Source organism: Pseudooceanicola nitratireducens (assembly GCF_900109195.1).
GTDB classification, from domain to species: Bacteria; Pseudomonadota; Alphaproteobacteria; order Rhodobacterales; family Rhodobacteraceae; genus Pseudooceanicola; species Pseudooceanicola nitratireducens.
This window is the reverse complement of sequence record NZ_FNZG01000002.1, coordinates 317973-341927: the sequence shown is the minus strand read 5'-3', so window position 1 is coordinate 341927 and position 23955 is coordinate 317973. Positions and strand designations below refer to the sequence as shown.

The following is a 23955-nucleotide window of genomic DNA, read 5'->3' as shown; positions in this document are numbered from 1 at the left end:
GGCGTCTACCGGAATAAGCGGATCAGGCCTTGCGCTTGCCGACCTGGGCGACGCCCAGCACGTCCAGCACCTTGGCCTCGATATCCTCGGCGTTCAGGCCGGCGGTGGCGTACATGTCGGCCGGGCTGGACTGATCGATGAAGGTATCGGGCAGCACCATCGACCGGAAGCGCAGCCCGGTGTCAAAGGCACCTTCCTCGGACAGAAGCTGCGCCACATGCGATCCGAAACCGCCAACCGCGCCTTCCTCGATGGTGATGAGCGCCTCGTGATCCTCGGCCAGCTGCAGGATCAGATCCCGGTCCAGCGGCTTGGCAAACCGCGCGTCTGCCACCGTGGGGGAGATCCCCCGCGCCTCAAGCGCCTCGCAGGCGGTCAGCACCTCGGACAGGCGGGTGCCGAAGGACAGGATCGCCACGCGCTTGCCGGTCCGGATCATCCGGCCCTTGCCGATTTCCAGGACCTCGCCGGCCTCGGGCAGTTCGACACCAACCCCTTCGCCGCGCGGATAACGGAAGGCGATCGGGCCCTCGTCATGGGCAGCGGCGGTGGCCACCATGTGCATCAGCTCGGCCTCGTCCGCGGCGGCCATCACGACCATGCCGGGCAGGTTCGCCATGAAGGCGATGTCGAAGGACCCGGCGTGGGTGGCACCATCGGCCCCGACCAGCCCCGCGCGGTCGATGGCGAAGCGCACCGGAAGGCGCTGAATCGCCACGTCATGCACGACCTGATCATATCCGCGCTGCAGGAAGGTCGAATACATCGCGCAGAAGGGCCGCAGCCCGCCCGCGGCCAGACCGGCAGCAAAGGTCACCCCATGCTGTTCCGCGATCCCGACGTCGAAACACCGCGAGGGATAGCGTTCCGCCATCAGGTTCAGCCCGGTGCCATCCGGCATCGCAGCCGTCACCGCACAGACGCGCGGATCAACTGCCGCCAGCCGCACCAGTTCCTTGCCGAACACGGAGGTATACGACGGCGCATTCGACGGGGCCTTGTGCTGCTTGCCCGAGATCACGTCGAACTTGGCCGTGGCATGGCCCTTGTCGTCGGCGCGTTCGGCGGGGCCATAGCCCTTGCCCTTCTTGGTGACCACGTGGATCAGCACCGGCCCGGTGGCGCGGGCCTTGACCGTGCGCAGCACCGGCAGCAGCTGGGACATGTCGTGCCCGTCCAGCGGCCCGATGTAGGAAAAGCCCAGTTCCTCGAACAGCGTCCCGCCCACGGTCATGCTTTTCAGCATTTCCTTGGCGCGCTTGGCCCCTTCCTGGAAGGGCGGCGGCAGAAGGCTGGCCATGCCCTTGGCGGCGGCCTTCAGATCGTGGAACGGGGCCTCACCATACAGACGCGACAGGTATTTCGACAGCGCACCGACCGGCGGGGCGATGGACATGTCGTTGTCGTTCAGGATGACGATCAGGCGCTTGTTCAGGTGGCCGGCGTTGTTCATCGCCTCAAAGGCCATGCCCGCGCTCATCGCGCCATCGCCGATCACGGCGATCGCATCGCCCAGCCCATGATCCGGTGCGCCGCCCAGATCGCGCGCCACGGCAAAGCCAAGCGCTGCGGAAATCGAGGTCGAGCTATGCGCCGCGCCAAAGGGATCGTAGGGCGATTCAGACCGTTTGGTGAAGCCCGACAACCCGTCCTTCTGACGCAGGGTGCGGATGCGGTCGCGCCGCCCGGTCAGGATCTTGTGCGGATAGCTTTGGTGCGACACGTCCCAGATGATCCGGTCCTTGGGCGCATCCCAGATCGCATGCAGCGCCACGGTCAGTTCGACCACGCCCAGCCCGGCCCCAAGGTGCCCGCCGGTTTCCGACACGGCGGAAATCGTCTCGCTCCGCAGCTCATGGGCAACCTGGCGCAGTTCGGCATCCGAAAACTGCTTGAGATCGGCTGGAACCTGGACCTTGTCCAGCAGCGGGGTATCTGGTCTGTCGCTCATGACCCCTCCGGGGCTAAAATCAGCTTTGTCGCGCAATAACGAAGCGCGCGGCCTGTCGCAAGGCATCCGCCCGCGGGCCATAGGGTGCCAGGGCGTCGCAGGCACTGTCGGTCAAGCGCGCGGCCTCGGCCTTGGCGCCGTCCAGACCCAGCAGCGACACGAAGGTCGCCTTGCCGGCGTCATCGTCCTTGCGCAGGCGCTTTCCGGTCTCGGCCTCATCACCCTCTACATCCAAGATGTCGTCGGCGATCTGAAAGGCAAGGCCAAGCGCGCGGGCATAGGCCCCCATGGGTCCGGTATCCGCCGCCGCCATGACCGGCCCCGCCTGGGCGGACCATTCGATCAGCGCGCCGGTCTTCTTGGCCTGAAGTTCGGTGATCTCGGGCAGGGTCAGGGGCGTCGCGGCGGTTTCGGCGGCGATGTCCATCGCCTGACCCAGCACCATGCCCACCCCGCCCGAGGCCCGCGCCAGCCCGGCCGTCAGCGTCACGACGCGGTCGGCGGCCAGCGGCATATGGGCGATCAGGTCAAAGGCCAGCGTCTGCAGCGCGTCGCCGGTCAGAACGGCGGTCGCCTCGTCCCATTTGACGTGCACCGTGGGCAGGCCCCGGCGCAGGTCGTCGTCATCCATGCAGGGCAGGTCGTCATGCACCAGCGAATAGGCGTGCATCGCCTCGATCGCCGCCGCCGCATCCATGGCCGCCACGGGATCGACATCATGCAGCGCCGCCCCTTCGCAGACCAGGAAGGCGCGCAGCCGCTTGCCGCCGCCGGTGGCATGGGCCATCGCCGCACCGATCTGGCCGGGATAGGCGGCCAGCGCCGCCTGAAGCCGGGCGGTCACGCCTTGCGCGACCTCGGCAATCCGCGTGTCGAACATGAATCAGAGCCCGTTTGCCGGAGTGGTCCCCGTGGCATTGCCCGAGGCATCGGCGGTGATCGCCTCGACCTTTTCTTCAGCTGCCTTCAGACGGTCTTCGCAGCGTTTCTTCAGCGCCGCGCCGCGTTCGTACAGCTTGATCGAATCTTCCAGCGGCACGTCCCCGCGCTCCAACTGGCCGACGACCTGCTCAAGCTCGCGCATGGCGTCTTCGAACGACATCTCTTCGACGGGTCTGGGATCACTCATCGCGCGGCTCCTTCGGCGTAAATCGCGGGCAACATACGGCGGGTCGCGCCAAGGTTCAACGCAGCGATGACCCGCCCGCGGCGATCAGCGCATCCACATGAGCCGCGGCCGAGGCCCCGAGCGCGGGAAGGTTGTATCCGCCCTCAAGGCAGGACACGACGCGCCCGCCACAGATCCGCCCCGCCAGCGCACACAGCTGATCGGTGATCCAGCCGAAATCCTCGGTCTCCAGCGCAAGAGACGCCAGCGGATCATCCTTGTGGGCATCGAACCCGGCCGAGATGAACAGCATCTCGGGTTCGAACGTCTCGATCAGCGGCAGGATGCGGCCGGTCAGGATCTTGCGGTACAGCCCACCATCCGTGCCCGTCGACAGCGGGATATTGGTGATCTGCCCATGCGCCCCGACCTCGTGCTGCGCGCCGGTGCCGGGGTAAAGCGGCATCTCGTGGCTGGAGATGAACAGCGCCCGTGCCTCGTCCCACAGCAGATCCTGCGTGCCATTGCCGTGATGCACGTCGAAATCCACGATGGCGACGCGGGACAGCCCGTGACGCTCCAGCGCGTGTTTGGCCGCAATTGCCACGTTGCCGAACAGGCAGAACCCCATGGGGCTTTGCTTTTCCGCGTGGTGCCCCGGCGGACGGGTGGCGACAAAGGCGTTCTGCACCTCGCCCGCCAGCACCATGTCCACGGCCTGAACCGCCCCGCCCACGGCGCGATAGGCCGCCTTCAGCGATCCCGGCGACATATGCGTATCGGCATCCAGCTGGACCGACCCCGTGTCCGGCGCGGCGGCATTCAGCGCCTCAAGATGCGCCAGCGGGTGGCACAGCAGGATCGTCGCGTCGTCGGCCATCGGGGCTTCGCGGCGCAGCAGGTCCTTGCCCTCAAGCGCGCGCAGCACCTCGTGCAGGCGGGCGACCTGTTCGGGGTGGCCGTCGGGCGTGACATGGCCGTGGCAATCGTCATGGGTGATCAGGGCAGTGGTCATGCGGGTCCTCCCTTAGGCCGACATCGGGTGCGGCCCTGTGTGTCCGGCGCGTCAGTCGTGCACCAGCATATAGCCCTCGCCGCGCACCGTCTGCAGATAGCGCGGCTGTTTCGGGTCATCTTCGATCTTTCGACGCAGCCGGGTGATCTGGACATCGACGGCGCGTTCCTGCGCCTGCCCGTCCTTGCCCGCGCCCCGGCCCAGCTCCTCGACCAGGCGGGTTCGGGAAATCGGCTCTCCGGGCGAGGCCGAGAAGATCCGCATCAGCTGCACCTCGGTCCCGGTCAGGCGCACGATGTCCTCTCCATCGCGCATCTCGCCCCGGTCGATATCATAGCGCACCCGGCCAAGCGTCAGCACCTTGGGCTTCTGCGCCACCGGCTCAGCATCCGGCATCCGCCGCAGGATCGCGTTGATCCGCAGCAGCAGTTCCTTCGGCTCGAAGGGTTTGGCTAGGTAGTCATCCGCCCCGGCCTCAAGGCCCGCGATCCGGTCCTTGGCCTCGTCCCGCGCGGTCAGCAGCAGGATCGGCGTCTGCATCCTTTCGCGCAGCGACCGGGTCAGGCTGATCCCGTCTTCACCCGGCATCATCACGTCCAGCACGATCAGATCGAATTCCAGCCCCGCCAGAAGCCGCCTCGCATGGCCCGCATCCCGCGCCCCCGAGATCAGGAACCCGCTGCGCTTGAGGTAGCGCGTCAGCAGATCGCGGATCCGTTCGTCATCGTCGACGACAAGAAGATGCGGCATCGGGTCGGACATGCTCAGCCCTCTCTCAACCCGGAATACAGCCGCCGCAGCTCGGGCTCCATCATCGCTTCCAGCACCTGGCGGAAGCCGGTCACCGCATCCGGCCCGGCCTTCCGATAGGCCGCCCGCATCCAGGCGCGCTGCGCTTCGGACAGGCGGGTTTCCAGCGTCTGCCCCTCTTCGGTCAGATACAGGTGACGCTCGCGCTTGTCGGCCACGCCGACGCGGCTTTCCACCAGCCCGTCCTCGATCAGGGTGCGCAGCACCCGGTTCAGCGACTGCTTGGTCACGCCCAGGATCGCCAGAAGCCGGTTGACGTTCATGCCCGGCGACCGCCCGATGAAGTGCAGCGCCCGGTGATGTGCCCGCCCGTACGAGATCCCCGCAAGGATCTGGTCCGGGGCCGAGGTAAAGCCCCGGTAGGCAAAGAACATCGCTTCGATCCCCTGCCGCAGCTGTTCGTCGGTCAGGAAAAGAAGACTGTCGCCGGTCGGCATGTCACTCATGGATCACCCTTCACAAAGCGCCTCGATTTTCGTCACATTAAGTCAGTCATGTTGACATTCCAAGGACCAACTGTTAGCGAGTCGCAGATTTCAGCGCAACTTTATGACCACTCCGGCCATAACAGACGCAACAAATGGAAAGGTTGGGCCAATGGAAGGCGCATACGACGATCGCGACGGCAAGATCTGGATGGACGGCAAACTGGTCGAATGGCGGGACGCGAACGTCCACCTTCTGACCCATGGTCTGCACTATGCCTCCTCGGTTTTCGAAGGCGAACGCTGCTACAACGGCAAGATCTTCAAGGGCGTCGAACACTCCGAGCGCCTGAAGAAATCCGCCCAGTACCTGGACTTTGAAATCCCCTACTCGGTCGAGGAAATCGAAGCCGCGAAATACGCCATGCTGGAAGCCAACGGCTGGACCGACGCCTATGTGCGGGCGGTTGCCTGGCGCGGGGCCGGTGAAGACATGGGTGTCAGCGCCCGCCGCAACCCCGTCCGCCTGGCCATCGCCGGCTGGGAATGGGGCAACTACTACGGCGACGCCAAGATGAAGGGCGCCAAGCTCGACATCGCGAAATGGAAGCGCCCCTCCCCGGAAACGATCCCCGTGCACGCCAAGGCCGCCGGTCTTTACATGATCTGCACCATGTCCAAGCACGAGGCCGAAACCAAGGGCTGCTCGGACGCGCTCTTCATGGATTACCGCGGCTACGTGGCCGAGGCGACCGGCGCGAACATCTTCTTCGTCAAGGACGGTGAAGTGCACACGCCCAAGCCCGACTGCTTCCTGAACGGCATCACCCGCCAGACGGTGGTCGGCATGCTCAAGGACAAGGGCATCACGGTCCACGAACGCCACATCATGCCGGAAGAGCTGGAAAGCTTCGAACAATGCTGGCTGACCGGCACCGCCGCCGAGGTCACCCCCGTCGGCCAGATCGGTGACTTCACTTTCGAAGTGGGTGCCCTGGCCAAGGACATGGTCGAAAGCTACGAGAAGCTGGTGCGGGAATAATCCCCGCCCCCTTCCGGGAAATAACAAAAGGCGCGGGTCTCTCCCGCGCCTTTTCCTTTGATAGCCGACCAGGACTCGTGCCGCCGGTTCAGGCGACCGAGACCTCGACATCCACGTTGCCGCGCACGGCGTTGGAATAGGGGCACACCTGATGCGCCGCATGGGCCAGCCGTTCAGCCACGTCGCGGTCCAGCCCCGGCGTGCTGACCTTCAGCGCAACCGTCAGGCCAAAGCCGCCTGCGTCGGTCTTGCCGATGCCCACGGTGGCGGTCACCTCGGTGCCTTCCGGCAGCTTGCCCACGGATTTGTCCTGCCGCGCGATCAGCCCAAGAGCCGAGGAAAAGCAGCTGGCATAGCCGGCAGCGAACAACTGTTCGGGGTTGTGGCCCGCGCCGCTGCCACCAAGCTCTTTCGGCATGGCCAGATCCAGAACCAGCGCGCCATCGGCGGCGCTGACCTTGCCGTCACGGCCGCCGGTTGCAGTGGCTTCGGTGGAATAGAGGGGGGTGATGGACATGGGGCTCTCCTTTTAAATCGCTCACGCTTATATCGTGTACGATATATTTAGGAAGTCACCCCCAGTCGTCAATCCCTTGCGATCAAATCGTGCACGATTTATTTATGACGCATGGAACACAGACCCCTCGGCACCCAGGACCTGATCTGCTTCGCCCTTTATTCGGCGAACAACGCGATGAATCGGCTGTATCGCCCGCTGCTCGCACGGTTGGGGCTGACCTATCCCCAGTACCTCGTTCTGGTCTCATTGTGGGATCGCGACGGCAAGACGGTCGGCCAGCTGGGCGAGGAACTGGGGCTGGAAAGCAATACGCTTACCCCTCTGCTGAAACGCATGGCCGAGGCCGGACTGGTCACGCGGGCCCGGTCCGAAGCCGACGAACGGGTCGTGACCATCGCGCTGACCGACAAGGCAAACGCGCTGAAATCCGAGGTTGCCGATCTGGTCGGCTGCGTCTTCGATGCTACGGGGCTGACCCTGGACGAGGCGCGCCGCCTGCGCGATGACATCTTCGCCCTGCGCGATGCGATCGAAGACCGCGATCCCAGGGGCTGAGCAATAGAAAACGGGGGCGACAGCGCCCCCGTTTCCCGTTTTCCAGATGCGCCCCGGCCTTAGCCCGGCGACATGCCGCGCAGACGCTCGCTCCGGCGGCGCAGCAGTTCGACCGTGGCCAGCAACCCGATCGAGATCACGACCAGGATCGTCGCCACCGCCAGGATCGTGGGCGAGATCTGTTCGCGCAACCCGATGAACATCTGCCAGGGCAGCGTCTTCTGCGCGGCCGAACCGACAAACAGAACCACGACCACCTCGTCGAACGAGGTGATGAAGGCGAACAGCCCGCCCGAGATCACGCCGGGCAGGATCAGCGGCATCTGCACCCGGAAGAAGGTCGTCACCGGGTCCGCCCCCATGTTCGCCGCCGCGCGGGTCAGCGACCGGTCGAAGCCCACAAGCGTCGCCGTCACGGTGATGATCACGAAGGGAATGCCCAGCACCGCATGCGCCAGGATCACCTTGATGTAGCCCACAAGCGACTTGGACATACCAAGCGACCCTTCCAGGAAGTTGCCGAGCGTCGAGTAGAAGAAGAACATCCCCGTGGCCGAGATGATCAGCGGCACGATCATCGGCGAAATCAGGATCGCCATGATCGGCCGGCGGAACGGCACGTGGCTTTGCGACAGCCCGATCGCCGCCAGCGTCCCAAGCGAGACCGAGATGATCGTCGCGATCGGCGCAATCACCAGAGAGTTCTTCAGCGCCAGCTGCCAGTCATCGGTCTGGAAGAAGTCGCGGTAGTGCTTCAGCGAATAGCCCTCGGGGTCGAGGCGCAGCATCTCAGGGGTGAAGGTAAAGAAGTCCTCGGCGTTGAAGGACAGCGGCAGCACCACCAGGATCGGCGTGATCAGGAAGACGAAGATCGCCCCGCAGACGAACAGGAAGCTGTTCCACCACAGCGTCTGTCCTCTGGTGTAATAGATCGGCACCGATTTGCGGTAGGTCCCGCGTCCGATCCAATAGGCGAACCACGAGATGATCGCGCCGATCAGCGCGCCGCCCACGGCACCGCCCAGGCCTCCGAAAAGGAAACCGATCACGGCAAAGCCCAGGATGACGGCCCAACGGCCCATGGCCTTGTTGGGCACCATGCGGTTCAGCACCACGGCCAGCACGGCACCGATCACCGCCCCCAGAAGCAGCCCCACCAGGGGTGCCCCGACGACGTTGCCGGTCAGAAAGCCCAGGATCAGGCCCAGTCCGCCCACCACGGGCACGACGAAACCGGACATGTTGGGTTGGCCCTTGTTTACGCTCAGATCGCTCATGTCCCTCACCCCAGCTTCACGTTGTCGATGCCGACGATCTTGTCATAGGCCCAGTAGAGCACCAGCACGACCACCAGAAGGATCGTCCCCAGTGCCGCCGCGAGACCCCAGTTGAGCGACGACGAGATGTGATAGGCAATCCGGTTCGAAATGAACGTGCCCGTGTTGCCGCCGACGATTTCCGGCGTGATGTAATAGCCGATGGCCAGGATGAAGACGAGGATGGACCCCGCCCCGATGCCCGGCACCGACTGCGGGAAATACACCCGCCAGAAGGCCGTCCAGTTGGTCGCGCCAAGCGATTTGGCCGCGCGCAGGTAGGTCGGCGGAATGGTCTGCATCACCGAATACATCGGCAGGATCATGAAGGGCAGCAGGATGTGCGTCATCGCCACGATCGTGCCGAACTGGTTGTTGATCATGGTCAGGCGGGCATCATCCGCGACCAGCCCAAGCCAGACCAGTACATCGTTGATCACGCCCTGTTGCTGCAGCATCACCTTCCAGGCCGATGTCCGCACCAGAAGCGAGGTCCAGAAAGGCAGAAGCACCAGGATCATCAGCAGGTTGGCTACCCGCATCGGCAGGTTCGCCAGCAGCCAGGCCACCGGATAGGCCAGCAGGATGCAGGACCCGGTGATCATCAGCGACATGAACAGCGTCCGCTTGAACAGCGTGCCATAGATCTGTTCGTTCTCGGGGCGCTGCTGAATGCCCTCGGGCGTCAGCTGCATGTCCGCGGCATTGGCGAAATAGCCCGAGGTGACGCGCGGCGAATACAGCTGGATGGTCTTCCAGACCTCGGGGTCCATCCAGTCCTCGTCCGCGTCCTCGAACTGTTCGGGCAGCGATACGGTCTCGAACCCCGGCACGGCCGCGGCGGCGGCGCTCAGCGCGGGGCCAGAGACCTGCGGGGCCTTGCTCAGATCATGATACAGCGCGGTATAAAGGAAATCGGGCACGTCCTCTTCCAGGACCTTGTCGCCCTCTTCCTCGTTGAAGTCCTTCCAGCGCGCCCAGGCGTCGGCGGTCACGGGAAGCGCATCGGCGGCATCGCTGTCCAGCAGCGACGCGAAGGTCGCGGGGTTTTCCCAGGCGGCGTCCAGCGCCACGAACTGATCGGCATAGACATCGGTGTCAAAGCGGTCGACCCGCCGCCCGGTCTTGCGGAACAGCGACGACACGCCGGTCTGTTCATAGTTCAGGCGCGTGCCCAGCCGGGTGTGTTCCTTGCGTTCCGACGCGAACCACATGTCGACGTAGAAGGCCATCCAGACGTCGTCGCCCGGCAGCGCCTCGGCCTCGGGGTCCCAGTCGGCCAGCTCGACCACGGTGGCGGGCAGGGTTTCGGCCACGATGTCGTTCTTGATCGACCGCAGAAGCATGTCGCCGATCGGCAGCACGAAGGTCAGCAGAACAAAGACCAGCAGCGGCGCGATCAGCGCCAACGCCCGCATCTTCTGACGGCGCAGGGCGCGCGACAGGGATTTCTTCAGGGGCGTGCCGTCGGCGGCCAGCATCGGCCCGCCCTTGGCTTCGGAAACACTTGCATCGGCCATGTCAGACGCCCTCCACGAGGATGATGTCGCTGTCGGCGGTGGCATGACGGATCTTCACCACCTCTTGATATTCGGGGGAATGATAGGCGCGCTTGGCGTCCTCGAACGTGGGGAATTCGATGACCACGTGCCGGTCCTTCATCGGACCTTCGGGTGCCTCCGAGGCCCCGCCACGAACGATGAACCGTCCGCCGTAGCCTTCCAGGATGGGCGTGTCCCGTTCCACGTATTCCTTGTAGGCCTCAGGGTCTTTCACCGTGATATGGCCAATGATGTAGCCTTTCGGCATGTGGTTGGTCCCCGTTGTTTCGCCGCGTTGTCGCGGTCATTCTGGGTGTGGTCCGGGGCACACGTGCGCGCCCCGGACCGTCAGGCGGGGAAGATCCCCGCCCTCAGATCTTTATTGTGCCAGCCACGCCTGGAACTTCGCGTCGATGTCGTCGCGATAGTCAGCCCAGAACTCGTAGTTGTAGAGGAACGTGTTCGTGGCGTTGTTCGGGTCGGTCGGCATGTGCGGAGCCATGTCGATGCCCAGCTCGGCGTGCTGACCAACCAGCGGAGCCGAGGACTGACGCGCCGGGCCGTACGAGATGTACTTGGCCTGGTCTGCCAGACGCTGCGTGTCGGTGGCGAACTTCACGAAGTCCTTCACGCGGGCCAGACGCTCATCGCTGAGACCGGCGGGAATGATCCAGCCGTCCAGGTCGAACACCTGAGCGTCCCAGAGCATCGCGACAGGCTGGTCCTGCTCTTCGATGACCGAGAAGAGGCGGCCGTTGTAGGTCGAACCCATGACCACTTCGCCATCGGCAAGCAGCTGCGGGGTGTCGGCACCGGCGGACCACCAGATCACGTCGTCCTTGATGGTGTCGAGCTTGGCAAGGGCCTGGTCCTGACCTTCCGGGGTTTCCAGAACGTCATAGACGTCTTCCTTGGCAACGCCGTCACACAGAAGCGCCCATTCCATGTTGTTGATCGGACGCTTTTCCAGGGCGCGCTTGCCCGGGTAGGCTTCGGTGTCGAACACGGCGCAGACCGAGGTCGGCGGGGTGTCGCCAACCATGTCGGTGCGATAGCCGAAGGTGGTCGAATAGACGATCTGCGGGATGAAGCAGTCGGACACCAGCAGGTCGCCGAAGTCATCCTCGGCCGAGGTGCCGTCGGGCGCAGCCGCCAGGTCCGCTTCCGGGTCGATTTCCATCGCCAGGCCTTCGTCGCACAGACGGATCGCGTCGGATGCCACGACGTCCACGAGGTCCCAGGTGATGTTGCCGGCTTCGTTCATGGCGCGCAGCTTGGCCACGGCTTCGTTGGACGATTCGTCCCAGACGACGTTCACGCCGGGGTTGTTGGCCTGGTAGGGCTCCACATAGGCTTTCTGCTGCGACGACTGGTACGCGCCGCCCCAGGATACGAGCGTCATGTCGGATGCCATGTGGCTTTCCGCCATCGCCGAACCGGCCGCGACGGTCAGAGCCGTCGTCGCAAGAAGGGTCTTGGTCAGTTTCATACTGGTCTCCCTGTTTTATTCCCGTTTTCGGGTTTTGTTAGCCGCACGCCACGGGTCGGACGCGGTGGCCAAGGTGATCGGCGCGCCGGGGGCGCGTCGAAACCGATATCCTCAGGCGTCAAGCGCCCGGCAATCGTCCGCTAGCCAGCCGATCTCGATCGTTTCGCCCTTGGTCAGGCGACGCTGGTCGGGGGCGTTCCGGGTCTTGATGACGAAATTGTCCGATCCCGCCACGCGCAGACGGGTGCGGAAAATGTCGCCCATGTAGATGAACTCCAGCACTTCGGCCTTGAGCGTATGGGCATCGGGGCTAAGCCGGGTCTTGTCCATCTCGACCCGCTCGGGCCGGATCGACACCAGCGTGCGATCCCCGACGGCAGACACGTTCACCGGCTTGGCGTCGATGATCGAGCCGTCGTCAAGCTTGACCGTGCAGTGATCGCCGCGGATCTCCTGCACCACGCCTTCCAGCGTGTTGTTTTCGCCGATGAACTGCGCCACGAAACTGTTCTGCGGGCTTTCATACAGCTCATCCGGCGGGGCCAGCTGCTGAATGCGGCCATCGTCGAACACCGCCACGCGGTCCGACATGGTCAGCGCTTCGGTCTGGTCGTGGGTCACGTAGACGGTGGTGATCCCAAGGTTGTGCGCGATGCTGGTGATCTCGAACTGCATGTGTTCGCGCAGCTGTTTGTCGAGCGCGCCAAGCGGTTCGTCCATCAGGACCAGCTCGGGCTCGAACACCAGGGCGCGCGCCAGCGCGATCCGCTGCTGCTGACCGCCCGAAAGCTGCGCGGGACGGCGGCCACCAAAGGCCCCCATCTGCACCATCTCCAGCGCGCGCTTCACCTTCGCCTCGCGGTCCGACTTGCCCATCCGCCGCACTTCCAGCGGGAAGGACAGGTTCTCGGCCACGGTCATGTGCGGGAACAGCGCGTAGTTCTGGAACACCATCCCGATGCCGCGCTTGTGCGGCGGGATGTTGTTGATCGGCTTTCCGTCCAATTTGATCTCACCGTGGGTGGCGGTTTCGAACCCCGCCAGCATCATCAGGCAGGTGGTCTTGCCTGACCCCGACGGCCCGAGCATCGTCAGAAACTCGCCCTTCGGCAGTGAGAGGTTGAGGTCTTTGACGACGAGCGTCTCGCCATCATAGCTTTTCTGCACGCGTTCGAATTCAACGAACGCATCGCTTGTCATGTCAGCCAAAGCTGGCTCCCCGTTGTCATCTCGCGGCTTTTGCCGCTGTTATGGGACCAGTAAAGACTCCGCTGTGCACAGGTTGCAACCAAAAGGCGGCGCTTTACTCCACGTTTACGACGTTTTTACGGTCCAGCAGGATACCTAGGGCAATCCTGCGTAAAGTCACATCACCCCGGGGGGCGCCCCCCGGGGCCTGGCCCGGGTTACCCCAGGACGGCCGCGACGGCCTCGGCGGTCTTTCCGGCGATTTCCTCGACCTCTGCCTCGGTCAGGCAGAAGGGCGGCGCAAAGCCCAGGATGTCGCCCTGCGGCATGGCGCGGGCGATCACCCCCTGCTCCAGCAGCTTGGCCGAGATCTGCGGCCCGATCTTCTCGGACGCCTCGAAGAACTTCCGCCCGGCGACGTCCTTCTGGAACTCCACCGCCGCGATCATGCCTTCGCCGCGGACCTCGGCCACATGAGCATGGCCCCCGACCGCATCGCGCAGCGCATCGTTCAGGATCTTGCCGACCCGGCCCGCGTTCTCGACCAGTTTCAGGTCGTCGATCAGCTTCAGGTTGGCGACCCCGGCCGCCGCCCCGATCGGATGCGCGGAATAGGTCCAGCCGTGGCCGATCGGCCCGTTTTCGTCCGTGCCCTGTTCCAGCACCTTCCACATCTTGTCGCCCACGATGGACCCCGACAGCGGCGCATAGGCCGAGGTCAGGCCCTTGGCGATGGTGATCAGGTCCGGGCGCATCCCGTAGTGATCCGACCCGAACATCGACCCCAACCGGCCAAACCCGGTGACGACCTCATCCGCGATCAGCAGGATGTCGTGCTTGTCCAGAACCTTCTGGATCGCGGGCCAGTAGCCTTCGGGCGGCGGCACGATGCCACCGGTGCCCATCAGCGGTTCACCGATAAAGGCCGCGATCGTATCCGCGCCTTCGCGTTCGATAAGCGCCTCAAGCTCTGCGACCAGGTGATCGACAAAGGCGGCCTCGCTCATCCCGGCATCCGGGCGGCGCAGGTAATAGGGCGCGTCGGTGTGGATCACATTGGCCAGCGGCAGGTCGAATTTCTTGTGAAACAGCTCCAGCCCCGTCAGCGACCCGGTCATCAGGCCCGACCCGTGATAGCCCCGCCAACGCGAGATGATCTTCTTCTTCTCGGGGCGGCCAAGGATGTTGTTGTAGTACCAGACCAGCTTGATGTTGGTCTCGTTCGCGTCGGACCCGCCAAGGCCGAAGTAGACCTTGGACATCCCCGCGGGGGCCCGGTCCAGCACCATCTTGGCCAGGGTGATCGAGACCTCAGTTCCGTGTCCCACATAGGCGTGGTAATAGGCCAGTTCCTTCGCCTGTTCGGCGATCGCCTCGGCGATCTCGGGGCGGCCATAGCCCACGTTCACACAGTACAGCCCGGCAAAGGCATCCAGCAGTTCATTGCCGTCTCGGTCGGTGATGTGACAGCCCTTGGCGGTCTGGATCACGCGGTTCGGTGCCTCTCCGCGGGCGTGCTGTGCAAGGTGGGTCGAGGGGTGGAAGAACGCCTCGCGGTCCCATTGGTCCAATTGATCGTTGCGCAGCATTTCAGCCCTCCTGAGGTTCGGATTCGCCTCAAGACCTCGCATCCGAGCACTGCACTTGCAACCCGATCGCCTCTCCCCCACGATCCCCGGACAAGGTTGAAAGGCCCGCAATGATTCAGAAATCCATTCCCTTCTCGCCCGAAGAATACGACCGCCGCCTGACCAAGACGCGTGCCGCGATGGAGCGCGCGGGCATCGAGGTTCTTTGCGTCACCGACCCGTCGAACATGGCCTGGCTGACCGGCTACGACGGTTGGAGTTTCTATGTCCATCAAGGGGTTGTCGTCTTCCTGGACCGCGACCCCTGGTGGTGGGGCCGGGCCCAGGATCGCAACGGCGCGATCCGCACCGTCTGGATGGAGGACAGCCGCTGTTACGGCTATGCCGACCACTTCGTGCAGTCCACCGAACGCCACCCGATGGAGGAGCTGGCCGCCCAGCTGAAGGCCATGGGCGTGGGCACCGCCCGCATCGGCACCGAGATGGACAATTACTATTATTCCGCCAAGGCGCATGCGGTTCTGACCCACGAACTTCCCGATGCCACCTTCATCGACGGCACCGCCCTGGTGAACTGGTGCCGGACCGTGAAATCCGGCGAAGAACTGGCCTTCATGCGCAAGGCCGCGCGGATTTCCGAAAAGATCGTCGATGGCTGGCTGGACCGGGTCGAACCGGGCCTGCCCAAGAACCAGATCGTCGCCGAGATCCAGCGCGACGCGATCCTGGGCGTGGACGATGCCTGGGGCGATTACGCCGCCATCGTGCCGCTGCTGCCCTCGGGCACCGACGCCGCCGCGCCGCATCTGACCTGGGATGGCCGCCCCTTCCAGAAAGGCGAGGCGACGTTCTTCGAGATCTCGGGCTGCTATCGCCGCTATCACGTCCCCTTCTGCCGCACCGTTTTCCTGGGCGAGCCGCCGGACCTGTTCCGCCACGCCGAGGCCGCGCTGATCGAGGGGCTGGAGGCCGGGCTGGACGCCGCCCGCGCCGGCAACCGCGCCTGCGACGTGGCGAATGCCCTGGCCGCCCCGCTTGAAGCCGCCGGGATCACCCGGGGCGCGCGCTGTGGCTATCCGATCGGCCTGTCCTATCCGCCGGACTGGGGCGAACGCACGATTTCCCTGCGCTCCGAGGATGAAACCATCCTGGAACCGGACATGACCTTCCACTTCATGCCCGGCCTGTGGATGTCGAACTGGGGGCTCGAGATCACCGAATCGATCCGCATCACCGAAGATGGCCCGGCGGAATGTCTCTGCGATCGCCCGCGCGAGATGTTCGTCAAACCATGACCGACCTCGCCACCACCCGCGCGCTTCTGCATGACCTGATCGCGATCCCGACCGTCTCGGCGGACAGCAACCTCGAGATGATCGCCCTGCTGGCCAACCGGCTGGGCGATCACGGGGCCGAGGTCGAGATCATGACCGACGACACCGGGAAAAAGGCCAATCTTCTGGCGCGGATCGGACCGGATGAACCGGGCGGCATCCTTCTGTCCGGCCATTCCGATGTGGTCCCGGTCGCGGATCAGGACTGGTCCCGCGACCCCTTTGACATGTGGGAAGACGGCGGCAAACTGTTCGGGCGCGGCACCTGCGACATGAAGGGGTTCATCGCCGCCGCCACCGCCATGGCCCCGCGCCTGGCCGAAACGCCGTTGCGCCGCCCGGTGCATTTCGCCTTCACCCACGACGAAGAGGTCGGCTGCCTGGGGGCGCGAAACCTGTCGGACGTGCTGCGGGGGCGGGACACCCTGCCCGCGCTGGCCATCATCGGCGAACCGACCGAGATGCGGATCATCGAAGGCCACAAGGGCTGTTGCGAATACACCACCCGGTTCACCGGGCTGGAAGGCCACGGCAGCCGCCCCGAACTGGGCGTGAACGCGGTGGAATATGCCGTGCGCTATGTCAGCCAGCTGCTGCGCCTTCGTGAACAGCTACGCCACCGCACCCCGCCCGGATCGGCGTTCGAACCACCCTGGAGCACGATCAACATCGGCCGCCTGACCGGTGGCCATGTGCACAACGTCATCCCCGGCCTGGCCGAGATCGACTGGGAAATGCGCCCCGTCACCGACGCCGACCGCGCCTTTGTCCGCGAAAGGATGGAGCGCTACGTGAAGAAAACCCTGCTGCCGGAAATGCGCCGCGTGCACCCAAGGGCCGATGTCATCACCCAGGTGATCGGGGAAGTCGCCGGCCTTGAGCCGATGGAGGACAACGCCGCCCGAGACCTGGTCGCCAGTCTGACCGGGGCCAATGGCACCGACCTGGTGTCCTTCGGGACCGAGGCGGGGCTGTTCCAGCAACTGGGCATGTCGGCGGTGATCTGCGGCCCCGGATCCATCGCGCAGGCCCACAAGCCGGACGAGTTCATCGAGCTGGACCAATTGGTCCAGTGCCTGTCGATGCTGCACGGGCTGGTGGATCAGCTGGCCGCGTAATCCGCGCGATCGGTCATCAGCGACCAGCCGTATTCCGCCGCCAGCCAGGCCCGGCGCAGCGGCCCAAGCGGAAAGCGCGGCGGCACCCGGCGGAAGGCCTGGGGCAGCACGCCGCGCGGATCAATTCCCTGCATCAAATCGGCCAGACGCGCGCCCAGGTAGGACCCCATGGCAACGCCATTGCCGTGATAGCCAAAAGCGGTGAAGGCCCCGGGGAGCCCCGGGATCGGCCCGCAATAGGGCGTCAGCGACGCGGTCAGACAGACCATGCCCGACCAGCTGTGCGGCGTTTCCACATGGGCCCATTCGGGAAAGACCCGCGCGAAATCCCGGCGCACCCGATCCGCGATCCGCGCATCATTCGCAGCCGAGGAAAGAAGCCCCCCGCGCTGACCAAAGACCATGCGGTTGTCGGGCGTCAGGTGGAAGTAATGCAGCAGCCGGCGGTCCTCATAGGCCATCAGCCGCGTGGTCCAGCCCTGGGCGGACAGCTCCTCGGGCGTCATCGCCCTTGTCGCGATGACCGAACTTTGCGACGGCAGCGTGCGGCTGCGGATCCAGGGCGGGACGGACTCGCTTGTATAGCCATTCGTGGCCAGAACCATCTGGTCGGCGCGGATGCGGGCCCCGGCGGTGCGGATCACCAGCCCCTCGGGGCCGTGGTCGATGTTCTGCACCGCGCTGTTCCCATGCACCTGCACCCCGGCGGCCAAGGCGGCGCGCAGCAGGCCCTGCAGGTATTTCCGGGGGTGCAGCGAAAAGCCAAGCGGCACATGCAGCGCCCCCTGCCAGCGCCCGCCCATGCCGCGCGCCACCATGTCCTCGCGCGCGATGACCTTGGCCGTGACGCCATAATCCTCGGCGACCTCCTGGGCCAGGGCGGGAAAGCCGGCGGCGCTGGCGCGGGAATGGGCGACGATCAGCTCTCCGTGGGCCTGGCGGTCGGCGTCGATCTGCAGCCGGTCCAGCAGGTCAGCCACATGGTCGATGGCGGCAACCTCGGCCCGGCGGACCTCTCCCGGGTCGCCGGTCAGCTTCAGTTGCAGGTTGGTCGCCCGCGTGCCGCCCAGACAGCAGAAGCCGCCGTTCCGCCCCGAGGCCCCGAAGCCCGGAAATTCCGCATCCAACAGCGTGACAGCGCGCCCGGCCTCGGCCAGGTGCAGCGCGGCGTTCAGCCCGGTATAGCCACCGCCCACGACAACCACATCGGCGCGCTGATCGCCTGCGATGACGGGAAACTCGAGCGCCTGATCGGGCACGGCCCCGGCCCAGTGGCAGCCCGCGATCGGCCCGCGCGAATAGGCGAAATCACTGTAAAGACGTCGCATCTTATGCCCGCTCGGCGGCCTTTTCTTCCCGCACCCGCTGTACCGCTGCCCGTTTCGACAGAAGCGAGGCCGCGATGACCCCCACGGTCACGATCGAGATCATGATCGTCGACAGCGCGTTGATTTCCGGCGAGACACCCAGACGCACGGCGGAAAAGATCTTCATCGGCAGCGTGGTCGACGACGGGCCCGCCGTGAAGGACGCGATCACCAGATCGTCCAGCGACAGGGTAAAGGCCAGAAGCCAGCCCGAGATCACCGCAGGCGCGATGATCGGCAGGGTCACAAGGCGGAAGGTCTCCCAGGGGGTCGCGCCCAGATCCAGCGCGGCCTCTTCCAGGGACTGGTCAAAGGCCACAAGCCGCGACGACACCACCACCGAGACATAGCACATGGCAAAGGTCGTATGGGCCAGCACGATGGTCAGCACGCCCCGGTCCACGCCCACGCCGATGAACAGCAGCAGAAGCGACAGGCCCAGGATCACGTCGGGCATCACCAGCGGCGCAAAGGCCATGCCGGAAAACAGCGTGCGCCCCGGAAAGCGGTGGATCCGCACCAGCACATAGGCCGTACAGGTGCCCAGCACCGTCGCCAGGGTCGAAGTCAGCACCGCCACTTTCAGCGTCACCAGCGCGGCATCGAGAAAGGCCTCGTTCCGCAGCAACTCGCCATACCATTGGGTCGAGAAGCCCGCCCAGACGGTCACCAGCTTGGACGCGTTGAAGGAATAGATCACCAGGATGATCATCGGCAGGTAGAGGAAGGCGAAGCCAAGCGTCAGCGACACCACGTTGAAAGGGGACAGACGGTTCATCCTTCGGCCTCCGCCTGTTTCTGCTGGTTGCGCTGGAACAGCACGATCGGGATGATCAGGATCAGCAGCAGGATCACCGCCACCGCCGAGGCCACCGGCCAGTCGCGGTTCGAGAAGAACTCCTCGTACAGCACCTTGCCGATCATCAGCGTTTCCGACCCACCCAGAAGCGAGGGGATGACGAATTCCCCGATGGCCGGGATGAAGACCAGGAAACAGCCCGCGATCACGCCCTGTTTCGACAGCGGCACGGTCACCAGCCAGAAGGCCGACAGCCGCGAACAGCCCAGATCCTCGGCCGCTTCCAGAAGCGATCCGTCCAGTTTCTCAAGCGCCGCGTAGATCGGCAGGATCATGAAGGGCAGGTAGGTGTAGACGATCCCGATGTAGACGGCCGTATCGGTGTTCAGGATGATCAGCGGCTCATCAATCACGCCGATCCCCAGCAAAAGCGCGTTCAGCAGCCCGTTCTGCGACAGGATCCCCATCCAGGAATAGACCCGGATCAGGAACGACGTCCAGAACGGCAGGATCACCAGCATCATCAGCGTGGGCCGCCAGTGTTCCGGTGCGCGCGCCATGCCATAGGCGATCGGAAAGCCGACCAGCAGTGTCATCAGCGTGGAAATCAGCGCGATCCGCAGCGACGACAGATAGGCCTTCCAGTACAGATCGTCGGTGGTCAGGAACCAGAAGTTTTCAAAATCCAGCTCGGCAAAGAAGTCCTTGATGCCAGCCCAGCCCAAGGACCAGTCCCATTGCGGGAAATAGGGCGGACGGGCCAGCGCGGTGTCCGAAAGGCTGATCTTTACCACGATCACGAAGGGGATCAGGAACAGCGCCAGCAGCCAGACATAGGGAATGGCGATCAGGATCAGGCGGCGCATCGGCTCACCTCCTGCGCCTGTGGGGCGGTCCGGAAGGCGGTCAGCAGGGTCATTGGTCCAGCACCACGGCGGCGGTTTCGGTCCAGCTGACCCAGACCTTGTCTTCCCAGGTGAAGGGCCGGCGCGAAATCCGCCGCGTGTTGGCCTGCTGCGCCTTGATCACATGGCCCGTGGGCAGTTTCACGTGATAGGTCGACAGATTGCCCAGATAGGCGATGTCGATGATCTCGCCCTGCAGGGCGTTGGCCCCGCCCGGACGGTCCGCCGAGATCGAGACCTTCTCGGGCCGGATCGCAAGGTAACAGGTCTGCGCCAGGCCCAGGTTCTTGTCGGTGCGCGCGGCCAGGGCCGGCTGGCCCTCGGCCCAGTCCAGTTGAACCAGCTCACCCACCTGGTGCGCCTTGCCTTCGATGATGTTCACGTCGCCGATGAAATCCGCGACATAGACGGAATTCGGGGCTTCATAGATGCGGTCGGGCGTGGCGATCTGCATCAGCTTGCCTTCGTCCATCACCGCCACGCGGGACGCGACGGTCATCGCCTCTTCCTGGTCGTGGGTGACGATCACGAAGGTCGTGCCGGTCTTTTCCTGGATGTCCATCAGCTCGAACTGGGTTTCTTCGCGCAGCTTCTTGTCCAGCGCGCCAAGCGGTTCATCCAGCAGCAGCAGTTTCGGGGCCTTGGCCAGCGACCGCGCCAGCGCCACCCGCTGCCGCTGACCACCGGAAATCTGGTGCGGCTTGCGGCGGGCGAACTTGGTCAGGCGGGTCAGCTTCAGCATTTCCTCGACCCGGGCGGCAACCTGGTCCTTGGGCCGCTTTTCGCGGCGCAGACCAAAGGCGATGTTGTCCCAGACGGACAGATGCGGGAACAGGGCATAGCTTTGGAACATCATGTTCACCGCGCGCTGGTTCGGCGCGACCGGAGCGATGTCCTGCCCCGCCAGAAGGATGGTGCCCGATGAGGGGGTCTCGAACCCGGCAAGCATCCGCATCAACGTGGTCTTGCCGCAGCCCGACGGGCCGAGCAGGGCAAAGAATTCGCGTGCGTAGATATCAAGATCAATCGAATCGATGGCCGTGAAGTCGCCGAACCGCTTGGTCACGTTCTGGAACCGGATCAGCGGTTTTTCCTGCGGATCATCCCAGGGGGCAAAGATTTTTTGTGGCATAGGGCCTCGGGGTCAGGGTGTGGCCCGCGCAAGCCATGCGCGGGCCGGACTTTGGGGCCGGTCTTCGAAGACCGGACAGGATCCCGATCAGGTACCGGACTTGATCTTGGTCCAGAGCCGGGTCAGCGACCGCTGCTCTTTCGGGCCGAAGGGGGTCACCGTATAGGTGTTCTCAAGCGTGGCATCGTCCGGGTAGATCGCGGTGTCGCCGATCACGTCCTCGATCAGGTACTCCTGCGAAGCCTTGTTGCCGTTGGCGTAGTAGACATAGTTCGACGCCGCCGCCATGTTCTGCGCATCCAGGATGAAGTTCAGGAACTTGTGCGCGGCATCGGGGTTCGGCGCATCCACCGGGATCGCCATCTGGTCGAACCACATCAGCGCGCCTTCGGACGGCACTTCGTAGGTCACTTCGACGCCGTTGTCGGCCTCGGCCGCGCGGTCGCGGGCCTGCAGCACGTCACCGGACCAGCCCAGGGCAACGCAGATGTCACCGTTCGCCAGCGCATTGATGTACTCGGACGAGTGGAACTTCTGGATGTAGGGACGCACGGCCGACAGGACTTCCTCGGCCTTGGCCAGGGCTTCGTCGGACTTGTCGTCCGGGCCGCCTTCCCAGCCGGCATAGGTCAGCGCGGCGGGGATCACCTCGGTCGGGGCGTCCAGCAGGTGGATGCCACAGCCGGCCAGTTTCTCGGCCTTGGCGGGATCGAAGATCAGCGACAGGGTGTTCAGCTCGGCGTCATCGCCCAGGGCTTCCTTGACCTTGCCGACGTTCGCGCCGATCCCGGTGGTGCCCCACATGTAGTTGATCGAATATTCACCATTCGGATCATAGACATCGGTCCGCTTCTGGATCACGTCCCAGAGGTTCCCGGCATTCGGCAGCTTGGATTTGTCCAGCGGCTGGAACGACCCGGCCATGATCTGGCGCTGTAGGAAGGTGCCGGTCGGAACCACCACGTCATAGCCCGAGCCGCCGGCCAGCATCTTCGTCTCAAGCAGTTCGTTGCTGTCGAAGACGTCGTAGACCAGTTCGATCCCGGTTTCTTCCTCGAACTTCGCCAGAAGCTCTTCGTCGATATAGTCGGACCAGTTGTAGACATGCACTTCTTCGGCGACGGCGGCCGTGCCGACGGTCAGCGCCGCGGTGAGTGCGATCAGTGTTTTGGACATTGTATTTCTCCCCATGGACGCGGTTGAGCTAGCGCCCTTGGGAAATGATCCAAGCAACAAAATCGCGCACTTGCAATATGGCGTTTTCTTTCTGGCAGGCGTAGCGTCGCCATAAATCGGAATTCGAGAGGTTTTCATGCAGCCGATCACCAACCACCTGCCCACGGCCGAACTTCAGGCCCTGGATGCCGCCCACCACATGCACCCGTTCTCGACCCAGACGGACCTTGCCGCCAAGGGCGCGCGGGTCATCACCGGGGCCAAGGGCGTGATGCTGCGCGACAGCGAGGGCCAGGAAATCCTGGACGCCATGGCCGGCCTGTGGTGCGTCAATATCGGCTACGGCCGCGATGAACTGGCCGAGGTCGCCGCCCGCCAGATGCGCGAACTGCCCTATTACAACACATTCTTCATGACGACCCATGTGCCCGCCATCGCGCTGGCCGCGCGGCTGGCCGAACTGGCCCCGGGCAATCTGAACCACGTCTTCTATGCCGGGTCGGGATCCGAGGCGAATGACACCAACCTGCGCATGGTCCGCACCTACTGGGCCGAGAAGGGCAAGCCGTCCAAGCAGATCGTGATCTCGCGCTGGAACGCCTATCACGGGTCTTCGGTCGGCTCGGGCTCGCTTGGCGGGATGAAGGGGATGCACGCCCAGGGCGGCATGCCGATCCCCGGCATCGCCCATATCGACCAGCCCAACTGGTGGGCCGAAGGCGGCGACATGTCCCCCGAGGAATTCGGCCTGGAACGCGCCCGCCAGCTGGAAGCCAAGATCGACGAGCTGGGCGAAGACAATGTCGCGGCCTTCATCGCCGAACCCGTGCAGGGTGCGGGCGGCGTGATCGTTGCGCCCGACACCTACTGGCCCGAGATCAGCCGCATCTGCCGCGAACGCAACATCCTGCTGATCGCGGACGAGGTGATCTGCGGCTTTGGACGCACCGGCGAATGGTTCGGGTCGCAAAAGCTGAACATCACTCCCGACATCATGACCATCGCCAAGGGCCTCAGCTCGGGCTACCAGCCGATCGGCGGCTCCATCGTCTCGGACGAGGTGGCCGAGGTCATCGGGGCCTGCGAATTCAACCATGGCTACACCTATTCCGGCCATCCCGTCGCCGCCGCCGTCGCGCTTGAGAACCTGCGCATCCTGGACGAGGAAAAGATCGTCGACCGCGTGCGCGAGGACACCGGCCCCTACCTGGCCGAGAAATTCCAGGCGCTGACCGACCACCCCATGGTGGGCGAGGCGAAGATCGTCGGCATGATGGGGTCGATCGCCCTGACCCCCGACGCCTCGGCCCGCGCGCCCTTTGCCGCCGACGCCGGAACCGTCGGCTACATGGTCCGCGAACGCTGTTTCGCCAACAACCTGATCATGCGCCACGTGGGCGACCGGATGATCATCTCTCCGCCGCTGGTGATTTCCAAACCCGAGATCGACACGCTGATCGAACGCGCCTGGAAGTCGCTGGACGAAGGCATGGCGGCCGTGAAGGACGCGGGCCTGTGGAAGGCCGGCTGATCGGGTTCCGATTGGTTTTGTAGGTTTGGGAAAACCCGGTCGTG

The 23955-nt window shown here is 64.6% G+C and carries 23 protein-coding genes; 5 read left to right on the top strand and 18 right to left on the bottom strand.

Translation table 11 applies throughout. From position 1 onward, the window contains the following. Window positions 1-22: 22 nt before the first annotated feature. The 6 genes from dxs to BMX99_RS07465 are packed head-to-tail and all read right to left on the bottom strand — an operon-like array spanning window position 23 to window position 5330. Window positions 23-1951, bottom strand: a complete 1929-nt coding sequence (gene dxs, locus BMX99_RS07490; protein ID WP_093449555.1) for a 1-deoxy-D-xylulose-5-phosphate synthase — start codon at window positions 1949-1951, stop codon at window positions 23-25. A gap of 19 nt (window positions 1952-1970) precedes the next feature. Then, window positions 1971-2831: a polyprenyl synthetase family protein gene (locus BMX99_RS07485; protein ID WP_093449552.1), complete on the bottom strand. Its 861-nt coding sequence runs from the start codon at window positions 2829-2831 to the stop codon at window positions 1971-1973. Between the two features lie 3 nt (window positions 2832-2834). Next, a complete protein-coding gene (locus tag BMX99_RS07480; RefSeq protein WP_093449549.1) occupies window positions 2835-3080 on the bottom strand; it encodes an exodeoxyribonuclease VII small subunit in 246 nt (81 codons plus the stop codon). A gap of 55 nt (window positions 3081-3135) precedes the next feature. Beyond that, window positions 3136-4074 (bottom strand): histone deacetylase family protein, encoded by a 939-nt coding sequence (locus tag BMX99_RS07475; protein ID WP_093449546.1) that lies wholly within the window; start codon window positions 4072-4074, stop codon window positions 3136-3138. A gap of 51 nt (window positions 4075-4125) precedes the next feature. Further along, window positions 4126-4836 (bottom strand): response regulator, encoded by a 711-nt coding sequence (locus tag BMX99_RS07470; RefSeq protein WP_093449544.1) that lies wholly within the window; start codon window positions 4834-4836, stop codon window positions 4126-4128. 2 nt (window positions 4837-4838) lie between these two features. After that, window positions 4839-5330, bottom strand: a complete 492-nt coding sequence (locus BMX99_RS07465; RefSeq protein WP_093449542.1) for a MarR family winged helix-turn-helix transcriptional regulator — start codon at window positions 5328-5330, stop codon at window positions 4839-4841. 151 nt (window positions 5331-5481) lie between these two features. On the opposite strand from BMX99_RS07465, the gene BMX99_RS07460 reads away from it, so the two are divergent. Continuing rightward, on the top strand, window positions 5482-6351 hold the full coding sequence (locus BMX99_RS07460; RefSeq protein ID WP_093449539.1) for a branched-chain amino acid aminotransferase: 870 nt from the start codon (window positions 5482-5484) through the stop codon (window positions 6349-6351). Window positions 6352-6439: 88 nt separating this feature from the next. On the opposite strand, the gene BMX99_RS07455 is transcribed toward BMX99_RS07460, so the two are convergent. Next, complete coding sequence (locus BMX99_RS07455; protein WP_093449536.1) at window positions 6440-6868, bottom strand: organic hydroperoxide resistance protein; 429 nt, start codon at window positions 6866-6868, stop codon at window positions 6440-6442. A 111-nt stretch (window positions 6869-6979) separates the two neighbouring features. Between BMX99_RS07455 and BMX99_RS07450 the strand changes: the two genes are divergently transcribed. After that, window positions 6980-7426 carry a MarR family winged helix-turn-helix transcriptional regulator gene (locus BMX99_RS07450; protein ID WP_093449533.1) on the top strand — a complete coding sequence of 149 codons (447 nt, stop codon included), beginning with the start codon at window positions 6980-6982 and terminating at the stop codon, window positions 7424-7426. Window positions 7427-7485: 59 nt separating this feature from the next. Here BMX99_RS07450 and BMX99_RS07445 read toward each other — a convergent pair whose 3' ends face one another. The 6 genes from BMX99_RS07445 to BMX99_RS07420 form a co-directional block, all read right to left on the bottom strand. Continuing rightward, window positions 7486-8703 (bottom strand): ABC transporter permease, encoded by a 1218-nt coding sequence (locus tag BMX99_RS07445; RefSeq protein WP_093449530.1) that lies wholly within the window; start codon window positions 8701-8703, stop codon window positions 7486-7488. 5 nt (window positions 8704-8708) lie between these two features. Continuing rightward, a complete protein-coding gene (locus tag BMX99_RS07440) occupies window positions 8709-10262 on the bottom strand; it encodes an ABC transporter permease (RefSeq protein ID WP_093449526.1) in 1554 nt (517 codons plus the stop codon). Between the two features lies 1 nt (window position 10263). Next, window positions 10264-10551 carry a DUF1330 domain-containing protein gene (locus BMX99_RS07435; RefSeq protein WP_093449522.1) on the bottom strand — a complete coding sequence of 96 codons (288 nt, stop codon included), beginning with the start codon at window positions 10549-10551 and terminating at the stop codon, window positions 10264-10266. 111 nt (window positions 10552-10662) lie between these two features. Then, a complete protein-coding gene (locus BMX99_RS07430; RefSeq protein WP_093449519.1) occupies window positions 10663-11772 on the bottom strand; it encodes an extracellular solute-binding protein in 1110 nt (369 codons plus the stop codon). Window positions 11773-11883: 111 nt separating this feature from the next. Continuing rightward, a complete protein-coding gene (locus BMX99_RS07425) occupies window positions 11884-12972 on the bottom strand; it encodes an ABC transporter ATP-binding protein (protein WP_370274368.1) in 1089 nt (362 codons plus the stop codon). A gap of 206 nt (window positions 12973-13178) precedes the next feature. Further along, complete coding sequence (locus BMX99_RS07420) at window positions 13179-14549, bottom strand: aspartate aminotransferase family protein (RefSeq protein WP_093449513.1); 1371 nt, start codon at window positions 14547-14549, stop codon at window positions 13179-13181. 110 nt (window positions 14550-14659) lie between these two features. Between BMX99_RS07420 and BMX99_RS07415 the strand changes: the two genes are divergently transcribed. Both BMX99_RS07415 and argE read left to right on the top strand, forming a co-directional pair. After that, entirely contained in the window at window positions 14660-15844 is a 1185-nt protein-coding gene (locus tag BMX99_RS07415; protein ID WP_093449510.1) for a M24 family metallopeptidase, read from the top strand. Next, complete coding sequence (gene argE, locus BMX99_RS07410) at window positions 15841-17001, top strand: acetylornithine deacetylase (RefSeq protein ID WP_093449506.1); 1161 nt, start codon at window positions 15841-15843, stop codon at window positions 16999-17001. The genes BMX99_RS07415 and argE overlap by 4 nt, the downstream gene beginning before the upstream one ends. Here argE and BMX99_RS07405 read toward each other — a convergent pair. The 5 genes from BMX99_RS07405 to BMX99_RS07385 all read right to left on the bottom strand — a co-directional run bounded on the left by BMX99_RS07405 (window position 16986) and on the right by BMX99_RS07385 (window position 22380). Continuing rightward, window positions 16986-18329 carry an NAD(P)/FAD-dependent oxidoreductase gene (locus tag BMX99_RS07405; protein WP_093449503.1) on the bottom strand — a complete coding sequence of 448 codons (1344 nt, stop codon included), beginning with the start codon at window positions 18327-18329 and terminating at the stop codon, window positions 16986-16988. The genes argE and BMX99_RS07405 overlap by 16 nt on opposite strands. A gap of 1 nt (window position 18330) precedes the next feature. Continuing rightward, window positions 18331-19146, bottom strand: coding sequence for an ABC transporter permease (locus BMX99_RS07400; protein WP_093449500.1), 816 nt, complete (start codon window positions 19144-19146; stop codon window positions 18331-18333). Next, window positions 19143-20033: an ABC transporter permease subunit gene (locus BMX99_RS07395; protein WP_093449497.1), complete on the bottom strand. Its 891-nt coding sequence runs from the start codon at window positions 20031-20033 to the stop codon at window positions 19143-19145. The genes BMX99_RS07400 and BMX99_RS07395 overlap by 4 nt, the downstream gene beginning before the upstream one ends. Window positions 20034-20082: 49 nt before the next feature. Continuing rightward, window positions 20083-21204 (bottom strand): ABC transporter ATP-binding protein, encoded by a 1122-nt coding sequence (locus BMX99_RS07390; RefSeq protein ID WP_093449495.1) that lies wholly within the window; start codon window positions 21202-21204, stop codon window positions 20083-20085. 87 nt (window positions 21205-21291) lie between these two features. After that, entirely contained in the window at window positions 21292-22380 is a 1089-nt protein-coding gene (locus BMX99_RS07385) for a polyamine ABC transporter substrate-binding protein (RefSeq protein ID WP_093449492.1), read from the bottom strand. A 136-nt stretch (window positions 22381-22516) separates the two neighbouring features. Here BMX99_RS07385 and BMX99_RS07380 point away from each other — a divergent pair, with 136 nt between their 5' ends. Next, window positions 22517-23911, top strand: coding sequence for an aspartate aminotransferase family protein (locus BMX99_RS07380; protein ID WP_093449490.1), 1395 nt, complete (start codon window positions 22517-22519; stop codon window positions 23909-23911). Window positions 23912-23955: the final 44 nt, after the last annotated feature.